We start from the raw sequence: 17,009 nt of genomic DNA, 5'->3' as shown, positions 1-17,009 counted from the left end.
CCTATATTCGATACTATAATCATGACCGCATCAAAATGAAATTAAAAGGGCTGAGTCCTGTGCAATACAGAAATCAGCCCTTAGTAGCATAGCAATTAAACTGTCCAACTAAATGGGGTCAGTTCACGATGCGGTTTTTTTATTTATGCTTTATTCCAGCTTTAGTCCTGTTTTATTTCTATTGCCTATTTTTGCTTCAGGATTTTGTGTACGACTTATCTTAGTTACCTGCTGCTTTTACTGCCGCTGTCGCATCCACAATGCCAGCGCCGCAACCTGGGCAATTCGCTGGTGCAGGACGTGCGGTGGAAATCAGAATGTTCTTGATTTGTGCTGGCGTTAACGTTGGTTTGACGGCCAACATCAGTGCTACAACCCCTGCGACGTGAGGTGTTGCTTGTGATGTGCCTGCCATCGTGCCGTAGGTTGTATCGTCAGTTGATACTGTTTTCCCTGTCGGTAATGTTGATGTGATGACGTCAGACGCATTGGTGAAACCACCACCTGGCGCAGCGACTGCAACTGATCCACCGTAGTTGGAATACCCAGAGCGACCGCCAGTGATAGACGTCGATGCAACCGCAATCACGCCAGGGCAATTAGCAGGAGATGAAATTTTCGCATCGATACTTTCGTTACCTGCAGCAATCACGATAGTCGTACCATTTGCCATTGCCATTTGGAATGCTGCCGCACTTGTTTTAGTACAGAAGCCAGTTCCACCGAGAGACAGATTGATGACGTTCGCTTTGTTGGTATTTGCTGGTACACCGGATACGCTCAAACCTGCTGCCCATGCAACTGCATCTGCGATATCAGAATCAGATCCACCGCATTTACCCAAGACGCGTAATGGCAGGACTTTCGCAGATGGTGCTACGCCGATGACGCCAGCGTTATTTGCTGCTGCAGCAATCGTTCCTGCAACGTGCGTTCCGTGCCAGCTACTATCATTCCCCGCCTGACTCGGACAGATCGTGTCCGTTGTTGGTACCCAGTCACCTTTGTCCAGTGCATCGTAGCCACGCGCACTTTGCGCACCGATTGGAACGGTAATCCGTGCACTCACTGGGTCGCTGATGAAGTTATATCCATACTGACCTGCCACACCATTTTGCGCTGGAACTAGATTAGGTACGAGGTCAGGGTGAGGACGATAGCCAGTGTCCAATACGGCGACAACGATACCTTTACCCAGAGATAAATCCCAAGCACCAGGAAGGTTCAAGCCGCCAGGTTGTGTCGCTGATGACTGCAAATCCCATTGCGCTGTTGCGAACATCGGATCGGTTGGAACATACATCGCATGACGGATATAGTCGGGCTCTGCATATTCAATCGCACGGTCGCTTTGTGCCAGCTTTGCCGCTAAAGCGCGCATTTGCGCAGGTTTCATCGGAACGCTGGAACGATACACCCAGCCGCCAGTAACGATTTGGCGTTTAACACTAAAAGAGGCGCCAAACGATTGTGCTACCGATTGCAGCGTAGATAAGCGTTGTGCCTGCAATGGTGTGACGGTAGTCGCACCACCGACACTCGCAGTCGTCGCACTGTAGTTGATGTCGTTACGGTATTTAACGATAATCTGGCTCAGATTTTGTTCCACGTGCGGCTGAGTACGACCATTTTTGTTTGCTTCTGTCACATTGGCAAAAGCTGGCGTCATAAGACAACCAGCAATGCATGCGACCATCAGTGACTTAACGGGTGATTTAATTGCTTTCATTCTTCTTTTACTCCAAATTGGGTACGGCGCAGATCAGATTAAATATTGATCAGCTTGAAAATGGGATCTTTGTCAGTTTTGCTGGTGCGGCTCCACCACCAGCCCATTGGTCGCCCCAGTTCACAAAAGTACCGTCTTTATTCACTGCCAGAAATGCACCAAATGGTGTTGCGTAAATGGCGCGAACGTTTGTCAGACTCGACGCGACGGCGCTGCTATTACCACCTTTCGTTGCCATGCCCCACGTGACGACAGTACCGTTAGACTTCAGCGCAGCGAATGCATATTTATTCGCAGTGATAGAAACTACGTTCGTTAACTGAGAGGCGACGCTGCTGCTATCGCCACCGACAGTAGGATCACCCCAGGTCACAACGGTGCCATCATTTTTCAGAGCTGCAAATGCATATTCTGAAGAGACAATATTTTTAACGTTGGTCAGTGAAGACTGAACGGCGTTTAAACTTGTCTGCATACGCGGTAAATCACCCCAGCTCACTACATTGCCGTTGGTCAGCAAGGCAGCAAACGCTGTTTGCGTTGAATAAACCTGTGCAACACTTTTCAATAAAGTTGTCACGGAACTGCTATCTGCAGCGTCAACGTCAGGCGCATAGCCAAATGCAGAGGCGTCTGTTTTTGTCGTCGCAACACCAACGATGCCATTGACTGTCAGGTTAGTGACGCCAGTTAACGTCGAAGTCGGAATGGCCCAGCCGAATTGTCCAGTCCAGCCAACAACCGTACCGTCTTTACGCAGCGCGACGAAATCGTAGTTGGTACCGACAACTTGTGTGACGTTGGTTAGCTGTGCTTGCACAGAGCTACTATCGCCACCAGCGTCAGGATCGCCAAAAGTCACTACTGTGCCATCTGTTTTTAATGCGGCATAAGCACCTTCAGTGGAGGCGATACTTTGAACATTCGTTAATGAAGCCAATGTACTCGCACTTAAACCATCAGTGGCATTGTTCATCAAGGTATCAACTTGCGAAATCAACCCACGGTAACTTCCCCATGCGACAAAAGAACCGTCTTTTTTGGTTGCGAAGTAGGCGACACGACCTGGAATGACTGAGGCGATGTTTGTCAGCGCGCTCGTTGCAATTGAGCCCTTACTTGTGTCAACAAGGTTAGGGTTACTTACAGCAACATAACTACTACCCCACGTCTGAACGGTATTGTCAGCTAATAGAGCAGCAAAGCCGCGATCTGATGGATATAACTGTGTAATGGTTGTCAGCGCTTCGCCTGCTGCGGTTTGTCCACCCCACACAGGGTTGCCCCATGCTTCGACTGTTTTATTTTGCAATACAGCGAACGCTGCTAAGGAGCTGTAGACAGAAAGTGGCTGTAAATTTTCAGTGAGTGTCGCTGTTGAGCACGTAGCAGTTGCAGAAATAGCGGACAACGGCTGTGTATCTTGAATGCTCAGACCTGTGCCGAGCGCAACACCACCTGACGTTTGCCATGTGACGGTCGGCGTCGCCGAGCAATTTGTTGAGGTGACTACTGCGGTTAGGGTCGAACCACGAGCACCGAACACATCAATGGTCACGGTTGGCGGTGGCGGTGAGGACGAACCGCCGCAGCCTGTTAACAGAGTCGTGAAGCCGACGCTCACCAAAGCCAGGCAGATGCGTTTAATCGGCATGCCGCTAGACGGAATCAATTTGTTCATTTTTTCTGCTACTCCTCGGACATTCTAAAATTTAAAATCAAACAACATGAGATAACCAAAAACAAGCAAAGATGATTCCTATGAACTGCTTAGCTCATTCTATCTACACCTTCACGATTACGCTTGCGTATCAGTGGCAAGTTGCTGCTATTTTTTAATAGCAACTACATAAATATATTAGTGCCTTGATATCAGTTGCAATCCTAGCATCTTATTTGTTAAAAAATGTCATAAACCAAAAGGTTTGTAAAAAAATTATATTTCGTATAATGGGCGCAACATCCAAAAGAGATTGCTTGATATTTTTTGGACTTTCTGCAAGTTTTTGCTTAGTCAGGCATACTCCCGACGTGCACAGTAACTTGTTATAAACGCTGTGCCACTCCGTGCGGCGCTTAGGCGCAGGCAGACACTATAGAATTTCATGAAAGGAATAATGATGAGCATACAAATCGGCGAGCATTTACCAGCAGGCAGCTTGGCAGAATTTATTGAAGTAGAAGGAGAGGGATGTAGTATCGGCCCTAATACTTTCCAAGTTGCGGATTTAGTGAAAGGCAAAACCATAGCGATTTTCGGATTGCCAGGTGCCTTTACGCCGACTTGCTCAGCAAAACACGTTCCTGGTTATATCGCTCATGCAGCGGAATTAAAAGCGAAGGGTGTAGACGAAATCTGGTGTATTTCTGTGAATGATGCATTCGTCATGGGTGCATGGGGTCGCGATCAGAAGGCAACCGGCGTTGTTCGCATGATGGCTGACGGCAATGGCGACTTTAGCAAGGCATTAGGTCTCTCGGCAGACTTTAGTAAATTTGGTATGGGCACACGTTCCCAGCGTTACTCACTGCTGGCAGTGGACGGCGTAGTCAAACAACTCAACGTGGAAGAAGGCGGTAAGTTTGAAGTTTCCAATGCAGAAACATTGGTAGCACAACTGGCTTAAGCCTTTCAGTTTCTTCTGAAAACAGCGCATTGCTAACAAAGCATGCGCTGTTTTTTTTCATGTTTACATGTCGACATTGCATCAAATTTTGTGTGCTTTTCAAGCCGTTTGCAGTGTGTTACATCGGTTTTTTCATGAATTGTTATAATAGAGGGATGTTAAAGCAAACAACCATCAAACAATTAGTCAAAACCGTCGGCGTCGGTTTGCATTCGGGTACCAAAGTTGAGCTTGTGTTACGTCCTGCTCCTGTTGATACCGGTATTGTATTTACACGTACCGACCTTAATCCACCGCTGGTGTTCCCTGCTGATGCGATGAGTGTGGGCGATACCCGCATGGCATCCACGTTGTCGAATAATGGTCAGCGCGTTTCTACTGTTGAGCACTTACTCTCCGCATGTGCTGGTTTGGGTGTCGATAATTTATATATTGATGTGAGCGCTGAAGAAATTCCTATCATGGATGGCTCGGCATCGTCGTTTGTCTATCTCCTTCAGCAAGCTGGTTTGCAAGAGCAAGCAGCAGCCAAGAAATTCATCCGTGTCTTAAAGCCAGTGGAAATTCGCGAAGGAAGCGGTAAAACAGAAAAATGGGCGCGTCTTGAGCCTTACGATGGATTTAAGCTACATTTCTTTATTGAATTCAATCATCCGGCAGTGGATGGCACAGTACAAACTGCCGAGGTTGATTTTGAAAAAGTGTCATTCGTTAAAGATGTCGCGAGAGCGCGCACCTTCGGTTTTATGCAGGATGTGGAAATGCTGCGTGGAATTGGGCTGGCACGCGGTGGCTCCATGGAAAATGCGATAGTGATGGATGAATACCGGATTTTAAATTCAGATGGTTTGCGTTTTGATGATGAATTTGTCCGCCATAAAATCCTCGACGCGATTGGCGATTTGTACCTGATCGGCCATCCTTTTTTGGCCAGTTATACGGCGCATAAATCCGGGCATGGATTGAATAACCAGTTGCTGCGCGTATTGTTGTCTCAGCCTGACTCCTATGAAATCGTTACGTTTGACGATATCCAAGGCGCGCCGGTCAGCTATTCGGAGCAAAGTCAGCGCGAATGGTCAACAGCCTGAAAGTCGATAACAGCAAGACGATGCCTGTAAATTGCTGAAATGCAAATGCTGAGGTAGGAATGGACAACGCCTTTTCATTGTTACTTTCTGCTGAATAAGTAATCAGGCATTTGCCGCCAGTTTTTGTACATCAGCGAAATGACTTACGAAGCGTTGGCGTATTGATGCCTCAATGCCTTTGGCATCAAGACCGCATTGGCTCAACAGCAAATGCACATCACCGTGATCAATAAATTTGTCTGGTAATCCCAGGATGAGCAATGGTATCTCAATACCGGCTTCAGATAATGCTTCAGCGACAGCAGACCCTGCACCGCCCATCGTACATCCTTCTTCTACCGTGACCAGCACATCATGGGATGCGGCTAGCGATTTGACTAAGTCGGCATCCAGCGGTTTGACGAAGCGCATATTAGCAACAGTGGCATCGAGAGATTCTGCGGCTGCTAACGCCGGATATACCATCGAGCCAAAGGCAAGGATAGCGACCTTGTTGCCTTGGCGCTTAATTTCACCTTTACCAATTGGTAGTGTGGTCAGTTCTTTTTCAACGGTTGCGCCAATTCCGGCTCCACGTGGATAGCGAATTGCGGCGGGCCCAGGATAGTGATAGCCGGTACTCAACATCTGACGGCACTCATTTTCATCAGCAGCTGCCATGATGACCATGTTAGGAATGCAGCGTAAGAAGGCCATATCGTAATTGCCGGCATGGGTTGCGCCATCGGCACCTACTAAGCCTGCACGATCGAGTGCAAAGGTCACATCCAGATTCTGTAATGCCACATCGTGGATCAGTTGATCGTAGGCGCGTTGCAAGAATGTTGAGTAAATCGCGACAACCGGCTTCAATCCCTCGCACGCTATACCTGCTGCAAAGGTTACGGCATGTTGCTCGGCGATACCGACGTCAAAATAGCGCTTCGGGAATTGCTTTTCAAACTCGACCATGCCCGAACCTTCACGCATAGCAGGTGTAATGCCGATTAACTTTTCGTCAGCCACTGCCATATCGCACAGCCATTGACCAAATACTTGCGTGTAAGTCAGCTTGGATGAGGTGCTTGGTTTGATACCTTCGGCAGGATTAAATTTGCCGGGACCGTGATACAAGACTGGATCGGCTTCTGCTAGTTTATAGCCCTGACCTTTCTTGGTGACCACGTGTAAAAATTGCGGGCCCTTCAAGTGACGGATGTTTTGCAATGTTGGGATCAGCGATTCCAGATCGTGACCATCGATGGGGCCGATGTAATTGAAACCAAATTCTTCAAACATGGTGGCGGGAACCAGCATCCCTTTGGCATGTTCTTCAAAACGTTTCGCCAGTTCCAGCATCGGGGAAGGTAAAACCGATTTGCCGACATTGCGGGCCGCTGCGTAAAACTTGCCAGACATCAGGCGTGCCAGATAGCGATTTAACGCGCCAACCGGTGGCGAAATCGACATATCGTTGTCGTTCAGAATGACCAGCATGTTAATGTCGTCATAAACACCGGCATTATTGAGTGCTTCAAACGCCATGCCCGCTGTCATTGAACCGTCGCCGATAACAGCAACAGAATGGCGGTCTTCACCTTTATTGCGTGAAGCCAAAGCCATCCCGAGTGCCGCTGAGATGGAGGTCGATGAATGCGCGGTACCGAAAGTATCGTACTCACTTTCTGAACGGCGTGGAAAACCAGAAATGCCATCAAATTGGCGCAGCGTATGCATCATGTCACGACGGCCAGTGATAATCTTATGTGGATAAGTTTGATGGCCAACGTCCCAGATGATCCGGTCATCTGGCGTGTTGTAGACGTAATGCAAAGCAACGGTCAGCTCAACCGTGCCAAGGTTAGAAGATAAATGCCCACCTGTTTTGGAGACGGATTCAAGAACATATTGACGTAGCTCAGAGGCATATGCGTGCAATTGCTGGCGAGTCAGGTGACGTAAGTCTCCTGGAGAGTTGATTTTTTGAAGTAAGTTCGTCATAGAGGCTGCCAGTTATGCTTGTCTTTGCACGATCAGATCTGCAAGGTCGTGTAAATAGTGTGCTTGTGTGCCAAACGGCACTAAAGCTTGGTGAGCGTCGTTGCAAAGTTGCGTTGCTAATTCTTTTGATGCAGTTAAACCCAAGAGGCTGACATAGGTAGGCTTGTTGTCAGCGGCGTCTTTACCTGCTGTTTTACCAAGTGTCGCTGAATCTGCGGTCGCGTCGAGAATATCGTCCACGACCTGAAACGCCAATCCTATCGCAGCAGAATACACATTGAGTGCTGCAACCTCTGTAGCAGTGAGTGTTTTCCCGCTCATCGCACCGAGTAATACCGATGCGCGTAATAGCGCGCCGGTTTTCAGGCGATGCATTTGTTCTAATTGGTCTCGGCTCAATGCCAGACCAACACTGGCTAAGTCAATTGCCTGCCCGCCACACATACCAACGGAGCCAGAAGCCTGTGCCAATAAACGTACCATGGCTAATTTGGTCAGCGCATCGCCGTTACCTTCAGATAACACGATAAATGCTTGTGATTGCAGTGCATCTCCGACTAACAGTGCCGTTGCCTCATCGTATTTGACATGGACGGTTGGTTTGCCGCGACGCAACGCATCATCATCCATGCATGGCATATCATCATGCACTAAGGAATAGGCGTGAATCATTTCGACTGCGACCGCCGCACGACGAAGTAATTCGTCTGGTGCATTAAAAAGCTGGCCTGCCGCGAATACTAATAAGGGGCGTACCCGTTTTCCACCGTCTAATGCTGCGTAGCGCATTGCTTCATGCAGGCGCCGTGGAGCGATATCCGATTGCGGTATGAACTCTGAGAGTGCTTCTTCGCAATTATCTTGCGTTACTTTCATCCAGGTGCGGAAATCCATGCTCATGCAAGTTCCTCATCATTATCAACATTAAATGGTTTGAGCATTCCTGCTTCCAACACTTTGACTTGCTGCTCAACTTTATCGAGTTGACTTGCACAATATTTAATTAATTCTGATCCCCGCTGATAAGCGATGACGGATTTTTCCAGAGGTAAGTCTCCTGCCTCCATTTGCGCCACTAGCACACTCAGTTCTTCCATTGCCGCCTCAAATGAGGCTGGGGCAGTGGCTTCTTCGGGCAAAGTAGCACTGGTATTTTTTTTAGGCATAAAATGTTTATTGACAAATATTGCGCAAAATTACGCGAAAAAGTTCAACCCTCTATTTTAGAGCAATCCAATCGAGTTGGCGTTAAATTGTCATAGTTACACAAAAATACTTACAAAATGACATGTTTCCTCTAGACGCCAAAAAAATTACTCCTACGCAGAACTTAACGCCGAGGTAAAACCTCAAAAAAGCAGTCAATATTGCGATAAAAATATTTCCATGTGGAAATTTAGAGTATATAGTTTAAGAAGGTGAACAAACAATAAGCGATCTGTCTGGCTTGCAGAGTAATAATTTATTGTTATTTTAATATTTCCTGTGACTTCTTTCAGCTCGTGTCGTCGTTAGCCGTCGAAGCAAAGTATAAAACCAAGCGATTGCCTGTGGCGCTCTTTTTGGTGCGTTTGTTGTTTCTCATATAGCGGATCATTCCCATATTGCTGAATATGATTCAATCCACTCCACTGCATTCCGAATTGACTGGATTGAGCACACCGCGTCCGGAATTGTTGCGCGCATTAATTCCTCTGGTGAACCATCAGACGATTGCGCAAGTGGATGCCTTTGCTGCCCGTCTGGCAAATGCATTGCTCGCGTATTCTGAGCAAAGTACGGATTCACGCATCGCCAATCTTAGCTTTCATGCAGGACAGTTGTTGAAGAAAAATGTCTACGCGTTTTATCACCTTGCTTCAGTGGAGCTTGAGAAAACCTTCAAAGGTGAAATAGAGCACTTATTAGCGGAGGGTGCTCAGCGGCAATTAGCGCAAGGCAATGCCGGCGGATTTAGTTTGGTCAGTTATGAAGAAATGGATCAAAAACTGGCACTTAGTCGCGTTAGTCGCGCCATTGAGCTCGATTGTGCAGAACAATATGCCGCTCTCAATATCCGGCTATCGCATCTGTTATGCCAGGACACGTTGAGCATTGCACAAAACCCGTTTCGCCCGGATGTATTTTTACATGCTATTTACGTGGCATGGTGTGCGTTTGATCCAGAAAAAAATAGCCAAGAATTAATTTTTCCGCTGCTGCGGGCAGATATCTTGTTCGATTTTGAACCCATCTTGGGTGCGCTGAATCAATGGCTGGTCGATAAAAATATTTTGCCCGTCTTGCCGGAGTCCTATCGTATCCAGCGTAATCATAGTCAGACCGGTCACTCCACAGAGAGTGACACCGAAAAACCTCTCTTCGTACCAAATGGCGTCCGCCGCGGCGATCAGATTTCGCTTACAACTGCACAGAAAAAACTAAAAGCATTTTTATCCGACGGTTCTTCTGTGGTTTCTTCAGATGCTGCAATAGCACCACTCCATGCGCCAGCCAAGGAGGCGTTAAACGTGGCGTTATTCATGCAATTAGAAAAAGCGCAACAGAGTATTAAATTAATGCAGCAGATGGCCAACGCGCAGGATGTCGTTCGTCTTTCGCAATTGCAGGAACAATTAAGTGACGGTATTGGCATCGGCGTTGAGAAGCATACGCTGGATTTGCTGGCGCAGGTATTCGATCATGTATTTCGGAATCCTGCGATCCCAGCGCCAGTCAAAGAGCTGATTTCGCTCTTACAAATTCCGGTGCTGAAAGCGGCGTTAATCGATAAGGACTTCTTTTTTCAGGAGCAACATCCGGCGCGTCGATTGATTGATTTACTATCTTGCTACAGTCCTGCCGTTGATCAAAACAAAGGTAAAGATGACCCTCTTTACCTGGCGATGCAAAAAAATGTGCATCGTGTTTCAATAGAATTTGATCGCGAAGTCGCTTTATTCGAAGAGGTCATTCATGATCTCGAGTCATCTATTGCAAAAGAAGAACAAGCAAGCGCTGACGCTTTGCATATCCCAATACAAAAGGCGCTCAGAAAAGAAAAAATCAAACAGGCAACCATGACTGCAACACAGGAGGTGGCGGTGCGGGTCGGTAGCGGAGAAGTGGTCGCCTTTGTTGAGACTTTTCTTGAAAATCGTTGGACCAAAGTATTGACGCTCGCTTATACCGTCCAGGACGAGAAGCCACACGCAGTGGTCGATGCGATCCAGACGATGGATGATTTGATCTGGAGCGTTAAGCCTAAAATTACGTTGCAAGAGCGCCAGGAACTACTTAACCGTTTACCAGTAATTCTGGCGCGATTAAATAAATGGCTGAGCCGGATCAAATGGGAGGACGCGGATCGGATTCAGTTTTTTGCCGACCTTGCAGAGTGTCATGCATCGATTGTCCGTGCACCGCTCGAACTTTCTCCGCAGCGTCAGCTAGAGTTGGCTGTGGCAGCGGCGCAGCAAGCAACTGAGCGCCGCTTAGAGAAACGCGTAGCGGCAGAACAGGCTGCTATGAATGCGCCACTCCCAGTTGACGAACATCATATGATGACTGTCGCACAACTGGAGCGCGGAGTCTGGCTGGAATTTATGAAAGAAAATAAGGAAGTGCTCAGAGTGCGGCTGGCATGGGTTAGTCCGATGCGTAGTCTGTATATTTTTACTTCAAGCCAGAAAGAAAAAAGCTTTTCTATTTCGGCTAACGAATTAGAAAAGGCCTTTAGCCAACAACGTGCGCACATCCTAGTGCTCGATAAAGTGATCGATAGGGCATTGCTGGATGTGCTTGAAGATATGCCTGAAACGAAATAAGGCGAGTGCCGTCATTGCCCAGGTAATGACTTGATCACGATGGCATATGATGAGTGACTGTATTGATATGCAAAATCGTTATTCATAAGCCGATAATCGTTTTTGCTCCTGCGCAGTAAATAACTGATTTCGCAATTGTTGTAATTGCGTTTGCTGATCAGCTGTCATCGTCTCCGATGTCGTCAAGCCTCGTTGCTGGCGTTGTTCTAGATAGTGTTTGATTCGCCTATTCCAGTCGTTAGAATCGCGATCGACTTGCGCCAGACGATCGGCAGCTTCCGGACTAGTCGCTGCCGCACGCATACGGTAAATATCATCTTCACTGGCGCCTTCACGACGCATTTTTTCTGTTTGTTCGTTTAAGTGGATTAGCTGATAAGGCGCGGTCTTTGCCTCACGCAGCTCCGGCGACATGGCGTTATCTAACGCCAAGAGTTTTTCTTTCTTTTGGGCTTCGGTGAGTGTTTTATCTTGGCTGATGACCAGCCTTGCCAGTGCATCCTGATCGTAGGCATCATCAAAGCCAAACATTGCCTGTATTTCTTTTTCGTTAAAAAATTGGGCGCGCAACTGGTGCATTCGCTGCCAGCGGGTTTTAACTGTAGCGAATACATCGTCTCCCGCATGCGCATTATTTGTACCTTCCTTCTCCAAGCTGACCAGTGCTTTTTTATAAGCAATATATTGACTGAGTAATTGCTTCGCCTGTCTTGCTGCGACCGGTTTTAATTTTTGATCCAGGATCTTTTCTATTTGGGTTTGAATATCGGAGAGATCTTTTTCGCCTGTCGCAGATAGATAATAGTCAAACAGACGTTTCAATTCGCCGCTGACGACCAGATTGCCGTCATTATTCTGTCTGATATCTCCATCAACTTCCGTTCCATCGAGTGATTTAACAAAAGAAAAAGGATGATCTTTGGATATCAGGTGAATAGCCTGATCCTGTCTTTTTGAATTGATTAGCCAAACAGAAAAAGTAGCGGTGATGATCGTCACCGCCACAAAGACAACACTTATTCTTTTATTCATCTATGACTCCGCGCCGGTGCTATCGTCATACTGAATTAAAGACCGCTATTTTTTAGACGGTTGGCATGTTGCCTGAAAACCGTAACTGGATTGGTTTCAAAGATGTTGACCAGCCCGATCACTTGATTAACTTCATCCAGATGGTTCATGCCGTAGTCGTCACGAATAACTTGACCTAGATGTGAAGAGCAGCTACCAACCAGACCATCATTTTTTTCACCACTGAACGCCAGCGATGTCAGTACCAATGCTGGATCAGAAGGATCGAGAAGATTTGTTGCTTGTTGCGCGCCGCTCCAAGAGTAATACGACACACCGTTCACGTTGTAGACTCCCTCGCCGCAGGCACTCGTTGGTATGCCCTCAGGATGCGCTGCATTAAATTTGAGTGAGCCTGCGGTACTGAGAGAATTTGCAGCCAGTAAAGCATTTTGTGGCAGTGTTGGTTGTCCAGAAAGGACGCTGATTAACTTTGCTAGTCCGTTACCGAGGGAAACCACGACAGCATTCGAATAACTTCCAGGAGGCGCAACACCTAGCAGAAAATCTGCAAACTTAGAGCCTTTGTTGACACCGCCTACTGATGTTACGGAGGCAACTATATCTGGACGAACAGAGGCAACATATCTTGCGGTCGGGCCGCCGTGACTATGTCCGATCAGATTAACTTTGCTTGCGCCTGTGACTGCCAAAATTTGTTTTACTTCGGCCAGTAGTTGTTCGCCGCGAGCTTCAGTGCTGTTGGCAGCAGAGACCTGAGTGACAAACACCTGCGCGCCATCAGCACGGAGTGCCGCAGGAATTCCATAAAAGTATTCAACGGGACCAATGTTATCGAACCCAAACAGACCGTGAACTAACACGATAGGATATTTTGTACCCGTGTAGCCTGTTGCCCATGCCTGTGCTGGTAGCAGAGACAACGCGATTAAGAGTGCAAAAAACTTTTTTACTAATCTGTTATTCATTTTTGTTCTTTCTTAAAAGTCGCTTAAAAAACCGGGCGGAACTAAATTCAAGGTGACATCGTTGATGTCGATGAAGTTAGCCTGACCGAGAGTAGTTTTTTAGTGAAGGCGAAAGCAAGTTGCGACGCAACATAAAATTGAGATAAAAAATGCGTCTTTTATGTCTGCAGGAAATAATATACAGAGCAGTTTCATCTCTTTTCAGAGTGCGGCACTCTCATCCGAATATGGAGGATCAAATCTTGGTGGTAATTTAGAGTGAGATGACTAAAGTACACATCGTCTGATATTTGGTACAGACTTTTTTTGAGATGGGGCAGCCTGCTAAGGACTTGATTTATCACAGAAAGTTGGTCACGTTTAAGTGAAAATTAATTCTTTCAGGTATAATTATCAGTTCTGTCCAAAATTTCCTCTTCAAGTCGTTTGATCGTTTGAATTTTCGTCTGAATTGAAACCCCAGTCGAAAACAGGTTTTTGTGGATTCTTTCTCTCTTAGGTTGGTGCAAATTAATTTGGGGGGTGGGGATGTCCGATCTGGCTTCTTTGTCTACACTCGCGCGTTCTGACGCGCAACTTCCGGTACAAGTCTATTTTGACGAAACGTTATTACAACGCGAACTCAAAGAGTTGTTCCAAGCTGGTCCACGTTACGTCGGTCATGAACTGATGGTTCCTAACGTGGGTGATTTCGCGACTTTACAGTCCGAAAATGAAGGCCGCATGCTTGTGCGAAATGCGCATGGCATTGAGCTGATGTCTAACGTCTGCCGCCATCGTCAGGCCTTGATGTTTAACGGCCGTGGTAACGCAAATAACATCGTTTGTCCTCTGCATCGCTGGACTTACGATCTTAAAGGCGAGCTCATAGGTGCACCGCATTTTTCAGATACCCCGTGTCTGAATCTCCAGCGCACGCCTTTACAAAACTGGAATGGCCTGCTTTTTGAGCAAAACGGCTATAACGTGATGGAGCGCATGGGTCAGCTCAGCGTGACCAAAGATCTCGATTTTACTGGCTATATGCTAGATCACGTTGAAGTCCATGAATGTGATTACAACTGGAAAACCTTCATTGAGGTTTATCTGGAAGATTATCACGTCGAACCGTTCCATCCTGGTCTCGGTAGTTTTGTTACTTGTGATGATTTGCGTTGGGAATTCGGTGATGATTACAGCGTTCAGACCGTCGGCGTGAATAGCGGTTTGCTCAAATCTGGTACCGATAAATATCGTCAATGGCAAGAGCAGGTATTGAAGTTCCGTAATGGCGAACCACCGAAATATGGCGCTATTTGGCTGACGTTGTACCCGAACATTATGGTCGAGTGGTATCCGCACGTGCTTGTGGTTTCTACTTTGTGGCCGACGGCGACGGGCAAAACCAGAAACGTGGTTGAGTTTTATTATCCAGAAGAAATCGTCTTGTTCGAGCGCGAGTTCATTGAGGCGGAACGTGCAGCGTACATGGAAACATGTATTGAGGATGATGAAATCGGTCAACGTATGGATGCAGGGCGTAAGATCTTGTTGGCGCGTGGCGAAAATGAGGTGGGCCCTTATCAGTCGCCGATGGAAGATGGGATGCAGCATTTCCATGAGTGGTATCGGCGTCGCATGGCGTTTTGATGTTCTGCGGGGCGGAGGGTATCGACGCGAATTCTTCCTTGCGGTAGGGGGGGGCGTGACCTGCCACTCTTTTGCTAATTTGTGAGATAGCGGTTCTTGCGACTAGGCCGAATGTGGTCCGGCAGTCACTTACTTTGCTTTGCTTTGTCTAAAGCGGGTAGGGGCAAAAACCAATTCAACGGCAACGTCGAAAGCAACGGCGAAAGCAACGTCGAAAGCTACATGAATGGTGGCTCTTATCGCCTCATCTCTCTTCACAATTTAAGCATTCATTACTGTCCGATTCCAGCAGGGGACAACTATATGCTATCTTCGCGATGCAACAAGCAGGTGAGGTGTGGTGCTGAGTGATAAATATCAGTATATTTATCTTGTCGCCGATTTCTCATACTGATTTTTCATACCGATTTTTTTTGCGGAGTTACCTATGCAGTCGCCAACGTTTTCCACGCTGATCAGCGCACAAGATTTGTCTACCCATCTCAATGATAAACATTGGGTCATTCTCGACGTAAGGCACGATTTGATGGATAGCCGGGCGGGTTTGCAGGCGTATGTGGCGGGACATCTGCCGGGGGCTCAGTTTGTTCATCTGGACCAATCATTGTCTGCTGCTAAGGTTGGGCCCGACGGCGTGTTCCGGGGGCGCCATCCGTTACCGGAAAAACAGCAGTTTATTCAGACGCTACGCGCATTAGGAATCAATAACGATACACAAGTGATTATCTATGACGCACAAGGAGGCATGTTTGCTGCACGTTTATGGTGGATGTTGCGCTGGGTTGGTCATGCAGCGGTTGCTGTACTCGACGGTGGTTTGCCTGCATGGACTGCGCTGTCATTGCCATTGACCGTAGACGTCCCTACAGTACGTGCTGGTCAGTTCACAGCGCAGTCAACGCTGGTGGCACAGGTCGATGTTGCTGCCGTTTTAGCGAATATCGATCATCCTCAATTTACTATTGTCGATGCGCGTGCTGCCGATCGCTTCCGCGGTGAAAATGAAACGATTGATCCGGTGGGCGGGCATATTCCTGGTGCAATTAACCGCTTCTTTAAAGACAACCTGCAAGCAGATGGTCGTTTTAAATCTCCAGAACAATTACGTACTGAATGGTCTGGTATTGTGTCCCATCCTGAAAAATCCGTCATGCAATGCGGGTCCGGTGTGACTGCCTGCCATAACTTGCTGGCATTGGACGTTGCGGGTTTAAGCGGCGCCGCCTTGTATCCGGGCTCCTGGAGTGAATGGTGCGCTGATAGCGGTCGTCCGGTCGCACGATAACAAAAAAACGGGGATCACGATCCCCGTTTTTTATGATGTATGCTCGCTGTCTTATTCGTGTCTAGTCACAAATAGCACGATGAGAACACCAAGTGCGACTAACACGATCTGCGGAATGGTTTCTTTCAGGGTGGTCCTGCGTTGCATTTGCGGCATCAGGTCGCTGACTGCAATATAAATAAAGCCTGATGAAGCGCAGACCAGCACGTACGGAATCATGCCATTGGCGTGTTCTAGTGTGAAATAACCAAGAACACCGCCGAACACCCCCATCATACTGCAGGCCAAATTGTATAGATAAGCACGGGTACGGCTGAAGCCTGCGTTGAGCAGGATAATAAAATCACCGATTTCTTGTGGAATCTCATGCGCAATAATGGCAAATGCTGTCACGAATCCCAATTGTGGATTGGCCAAAAATGCAGCAGCAATCAAAATACCGTCGGTGAAATTATGCATGCCGTCACCGAGCAAAATCATCCATCCGGCTTTGCCTGCTTCATGCGCATCATGCCCATGTTCATGATGATGACCATCGCCTTCGTGATGATGAGAATGCCGTAGTATCGCAAATTTTTCGAGTAGAAAAAAAGTCAGCAGACCACCGAGTAAGCAGGCGAATAACGTATGCGGATCGGCTTTGTACTCAAAGGCTTCCGGCAGTGCGTGTAGTAGCGACGTTGACAACATGATGCCAACCGATAAGGCGACCATACGCTCGACCACTTTGGCTAGCAAAGAAAAAGAGAAAATAGCCGCAGCCGTAATGCTTAATAAACCAGCCATGGAGGTGGTAATTAAGATCGATATCAGAGTGGAATGAATTTTGAACCTCGGAGTAATTTGCAACTAAGTTGCAAAT

At 47.4% G+C, this 17,009-nt stretch carries 14 protein-coding genes; 6 read left to right on the top strand and 8 right to left on the bottom strand.

Annotated features, from left to right (window positions below; translation table 11 throughout):
* Positions 1-92: IS3 family transposase (locus tag ACO0KV_RS11275; protein ID WP_423042293.1), on the top strand; the 92-nt coding region annotated here is incomplete at its 5' end.
* A gap of 128 nt (positions 93-220) precedes the next feature.
* On the opposite strand, the gene ACO0KV_RS11270 is transcribed toward ACO0KV_RS11275, so the two are convergent.
* Entirely contained in the window at positions 221-1,729 is a 1,509-nt protein-coding gene (locus ACO0KV_RS11270) for a S8 family peptidase (RefSeq protein ID WP_423042620.1), read from the bottom strand.
* A gap of 49 nt (positions 1,730-1,778) precedes the next feature.
* On the bottom strand, positions 1,779-3,410 hold the full coding sequence (locus tag ACO0KV_RS11265; RefSeq protein WP_423042619.1) for a hypothetical protein: 1,632 nt from the start codon (positions 3,408-3,410) through the stop codon (positions 1,779-1,781).
* A gap of 439 nt (positions 3,411-3,849) precedes the next feature.
* Between ACO0KV_RS11265 and ACO0KV_RS11260 the strand changes: the two genes are divergently transcribed.
* Both ACO0KV_RS11260 and lpxC read left to right on the top strand, forming a co-directional pair.
* Positions 3,850-4,356: a peroxiredoxin gene (locus ACO0KV_RS11260; RefSeq protein WP_423042627.1), complete on the top strand. Its 507-nt coding sequence runs from the start codon at positions 3,850-3,852 to the stop codon at positions 4,354-4,356.
* Between the two features lie 155 nt (positions 4,357-4,511).
* Positions 4,512-5,447, top strand: a complete 936-nt coding sequence (gene lpxC, locus ACO0KV_RS11255) for a UDP-3-O-acyl-N-acetylglucosamine deacetylase (protein WP_423042626.1) — start codon at positions 4,512-4,514, stop codon at positions 5,445-5,447.
* Between the two features lie 102 nt (positions 5,448-5,549).
* Here the strand turns inward: lpxC and dxs are convergent, their stop codons facing one another.
* Genes dxs through ACO0KV_RS11240 form a run of 3 tightly spaced genes read right to left on the bottom strand, consistent with a single transcriptional unit; the run spans position 5,550 to position 8,593 of the window.
* Positions 5,550-7,427 carry a 1-deoxy-D-xylulose-5-phosphate synthase gene (gene dxs, locus ACO0KV_RS11250; protein WP_423042618.1) on the bottom strand — a complete coding sequence of 626 codons (1,878 nt, stop codon included), beginning with the start codon at positions 7,425-7,427 and terminating at the stop codon, positions 5,550-5,552.
* A gap of 12 nt (positions 7,428-7,439) precedes the next feature.
* Positions 7,440-8,321 (bottom strand): polyprenyl synthetase family protein, encoded by an 882-nt coding sequence (locus tag ACO0KV_RS11245; RefSeq protein ID WP_423042625.1) that lies wholly within the window; start codon positions 8,319-8,321, stop codon positions 7,440-7,442.
* A 2-nt stretch (positions 8,322-8,323) separates the two neighbouring features.
* Positions 8,324-8,593: an exodeoxyribonuclease VII small subunit gene (locus tag ACO0KV_RS11240; protein ID WP_423042617.1), complete on the bottom strand. Its 270-nt coding sequence runs from the start codon at positions 8,591-8,593 to the stop codon at positions 8,324-8,326.
* A 447-nt stretch (positions 8,594-9,040) separates the two neighbouring features.
* Between ACO0KV_RS11240 and ACO0KV_RS11235 the strand changes: the two genes are divergently transcribed.
* A complete protein-coding gene (locus ACO0KV_RS11235; RefSeq protein WP_423042616.1) occupies positions 9,041-11,233 on the top strand; it encodes a DUF1631 family protein in 2,193 nt (730 codons plus the stop codon).
* 78 nt (positions 11,234-11,311) lie between these two features.
* Here ACO0KV_RS11235 and ACO0KV_RS11230 read toward each other — a convergent pair whose 3' ends face one another.
* Both ACO0KV_RS11230 and ACO0KV_RS11225 read right to left on the bottom strand, forming a co-directional pair.
* Positions 11,312-12,265 (bottom strand): lipase secretion chaperone, encoded by a 954-nt coding sequence (locus tag ACO0KV_RS11230; protein WP_423042615.1) that lies wholly within the window; start codon positions 12,263-12,265, stop codon positions 11,312-11,314.
* Between the two features lie 35 nt (positions 12,266-12,300).
* A complete protein-coding gene (locus ACO0KV_RS11225) occupies positions 12,301-13,233 on the bottom strand; it encodes a lipase family alpha/beta hydrolase (protein ID WP_423042614.1) in 933 nt (310 codons plus the stop codon).
* Positions 13,234-13,761: 528 nt separating this feature from the next.
* Between ACO0KV_RS11225 and ACO0KV_RS11220 the strand changes: the two genes are divergently transcribed.
* Both ACO0KV_RS11220 and ACO0KV_RS11215 read left to right on the top strand, forming a co-directional pair.
* The gene (locus tag ACO0KV_RS11220) at positions 13,762-14,862 is read left to right on the top strand and encodes an aromatic ring-hydroxylating oxygenase subunit alpha (protein ID WP_423042613.1); all 1,101 of its coding nucleotides are present in this window, start codon (positions 13,762-13,764) and stop codon (positions 14,860-14,862) included.
* Positions 14,863-15,289: 427 nt separating this feature from the next.
* Complete coding sequence (locus tag ACO0KV_RS11215) at positions 15,290-16,147, top strand: sulfurtransferase (protein WP_423042612.1); 858 nt, start codon at positions 15,290-15,292, stop codon at positions 16,145-16,147.
* A gap of 51 nt (positions 16,148-16,198) precedes the next feature.
* Here the strand turns inward: ACO0KV_RS11215 and ACO0KV_RS11210 are convergent, their stop codons facing one another.
* Positions 16,199-16,951: a ZIP family metal transporter gene (locus tag ACO0KV_RS11210; protein WP_423042624.1), complete on the bottom strand. Its 753-nt coding sequence runs from the start codon at positions 16,949-16,951 to the stop codon at positions 16,199-16,201.
* Between the last annotated feature and the right edge of the window lie 58 nt (positions 16,952-17,009).

The sequence above is a fragment of the Undibacterium sp. RuRC25W genome (assembly GCF_049339825.1).
GTDB lineage: Bacteria > Pseudomonadota > Gammaproteobacteria > Burkholderiales > Burkholderiaceae_D > Undibacterium.
This window is presented reverse-complemented; position numbering and strand designations above follow the sequence as displayed.

What these genes read in the sequence shown, in the direction of transcription:
- ACO0KV_RS11265 (WP_423042619.1), bottom strand. Translation starts at nt 3,410, where the DNA reads ATGAACAAATTGATTCCGTCTAGCGGCATGCCGATTAAACGCATCTGC.
- ACO0KV_RS11220 (WP_423042613.1), top strand. Translation starts at nt 13,762, where the DNA reads ATGTCCGATCTGGCTTCTTTGTCTACACTCGCGCGTTCTGACGCGCAA.
- ACO0KV_RS11230 (WP_423042615.1), bottom strand. Translation starts at nt 12,265, where the DNA reads ATGAATAAAAGAATAAGTGTTGTCTTTGTGGCGGTGACGATCATCACC.
- ACO0KV_RS11225 (WP_423042614.1), bottom strand. Translation starts at nt 13,233, where the DNA reads ATGAATAACAGATTAGTAAAAAAGTTTTTTGCACTCTTAATCGCGTTG.
- ACO0KV_RS11215 (WP_423042612.1), top strand. Translation starts at nt 15,290, where the DNA reads ATGCAGTCGCCAACGTTTTCCACGCTGATCAGCGCACAAGATTTGTCT.
- ACO0KV_RS11270 (WP_423042620.1), bottom strand. Translation starts at nt 1,729, where the DNA reads ATGAAAGCAATTAAATCACCCGTTAAGTCACTGATGGTCGCATGCATT.
- ACO0KV_RS11260 (WP_423042627.1), top strand. Translation starts at nt 3,850, where the DNA reads ATGAGCATACAAATCGGCGAGCATTTACCAGCAGGCAGCTTGGCAGAA.
- ACO0KV_RS11240 (WP_423042617.1), bottom strand. Translation starts at nt 8,593, where the DNA reads ATGCCTAAAAAAAATACCAGTGCTACTTTGCCCGAAGAAGCCACTGCC.
- dxs (WP_423042618.1), bottom strand. Translation starts at nt 7,427, where the DNA reads ATGACGAACTTACTTCAAAAAATCAACTCTCCAGGAGACTTACGTCAC.
- ACO0KV_RS11235 (WP_423042616.1), top strand. Translation starts at nt 9,041, where the DNA reads ATGATTCAATCCACTCCACTGCATTCCGAATTGACTGGATTGAGCACA.
- lpxC (WP_423042626.1), top strand. Translation starts at nt 4,512, where the DNA reads ATGTTAAAGCAAACAACCATCAAACAATTAGTCAAAACCGTCGGCGTC.
- ACO0KV_RS11245 (WP_423042625.1), bottom strand. Translation starts at nt 8,321, where the DNA reads ATGGATTTCCGCACCTGGATGAAAGTAACGCAAGATAATTGCGAAGAA.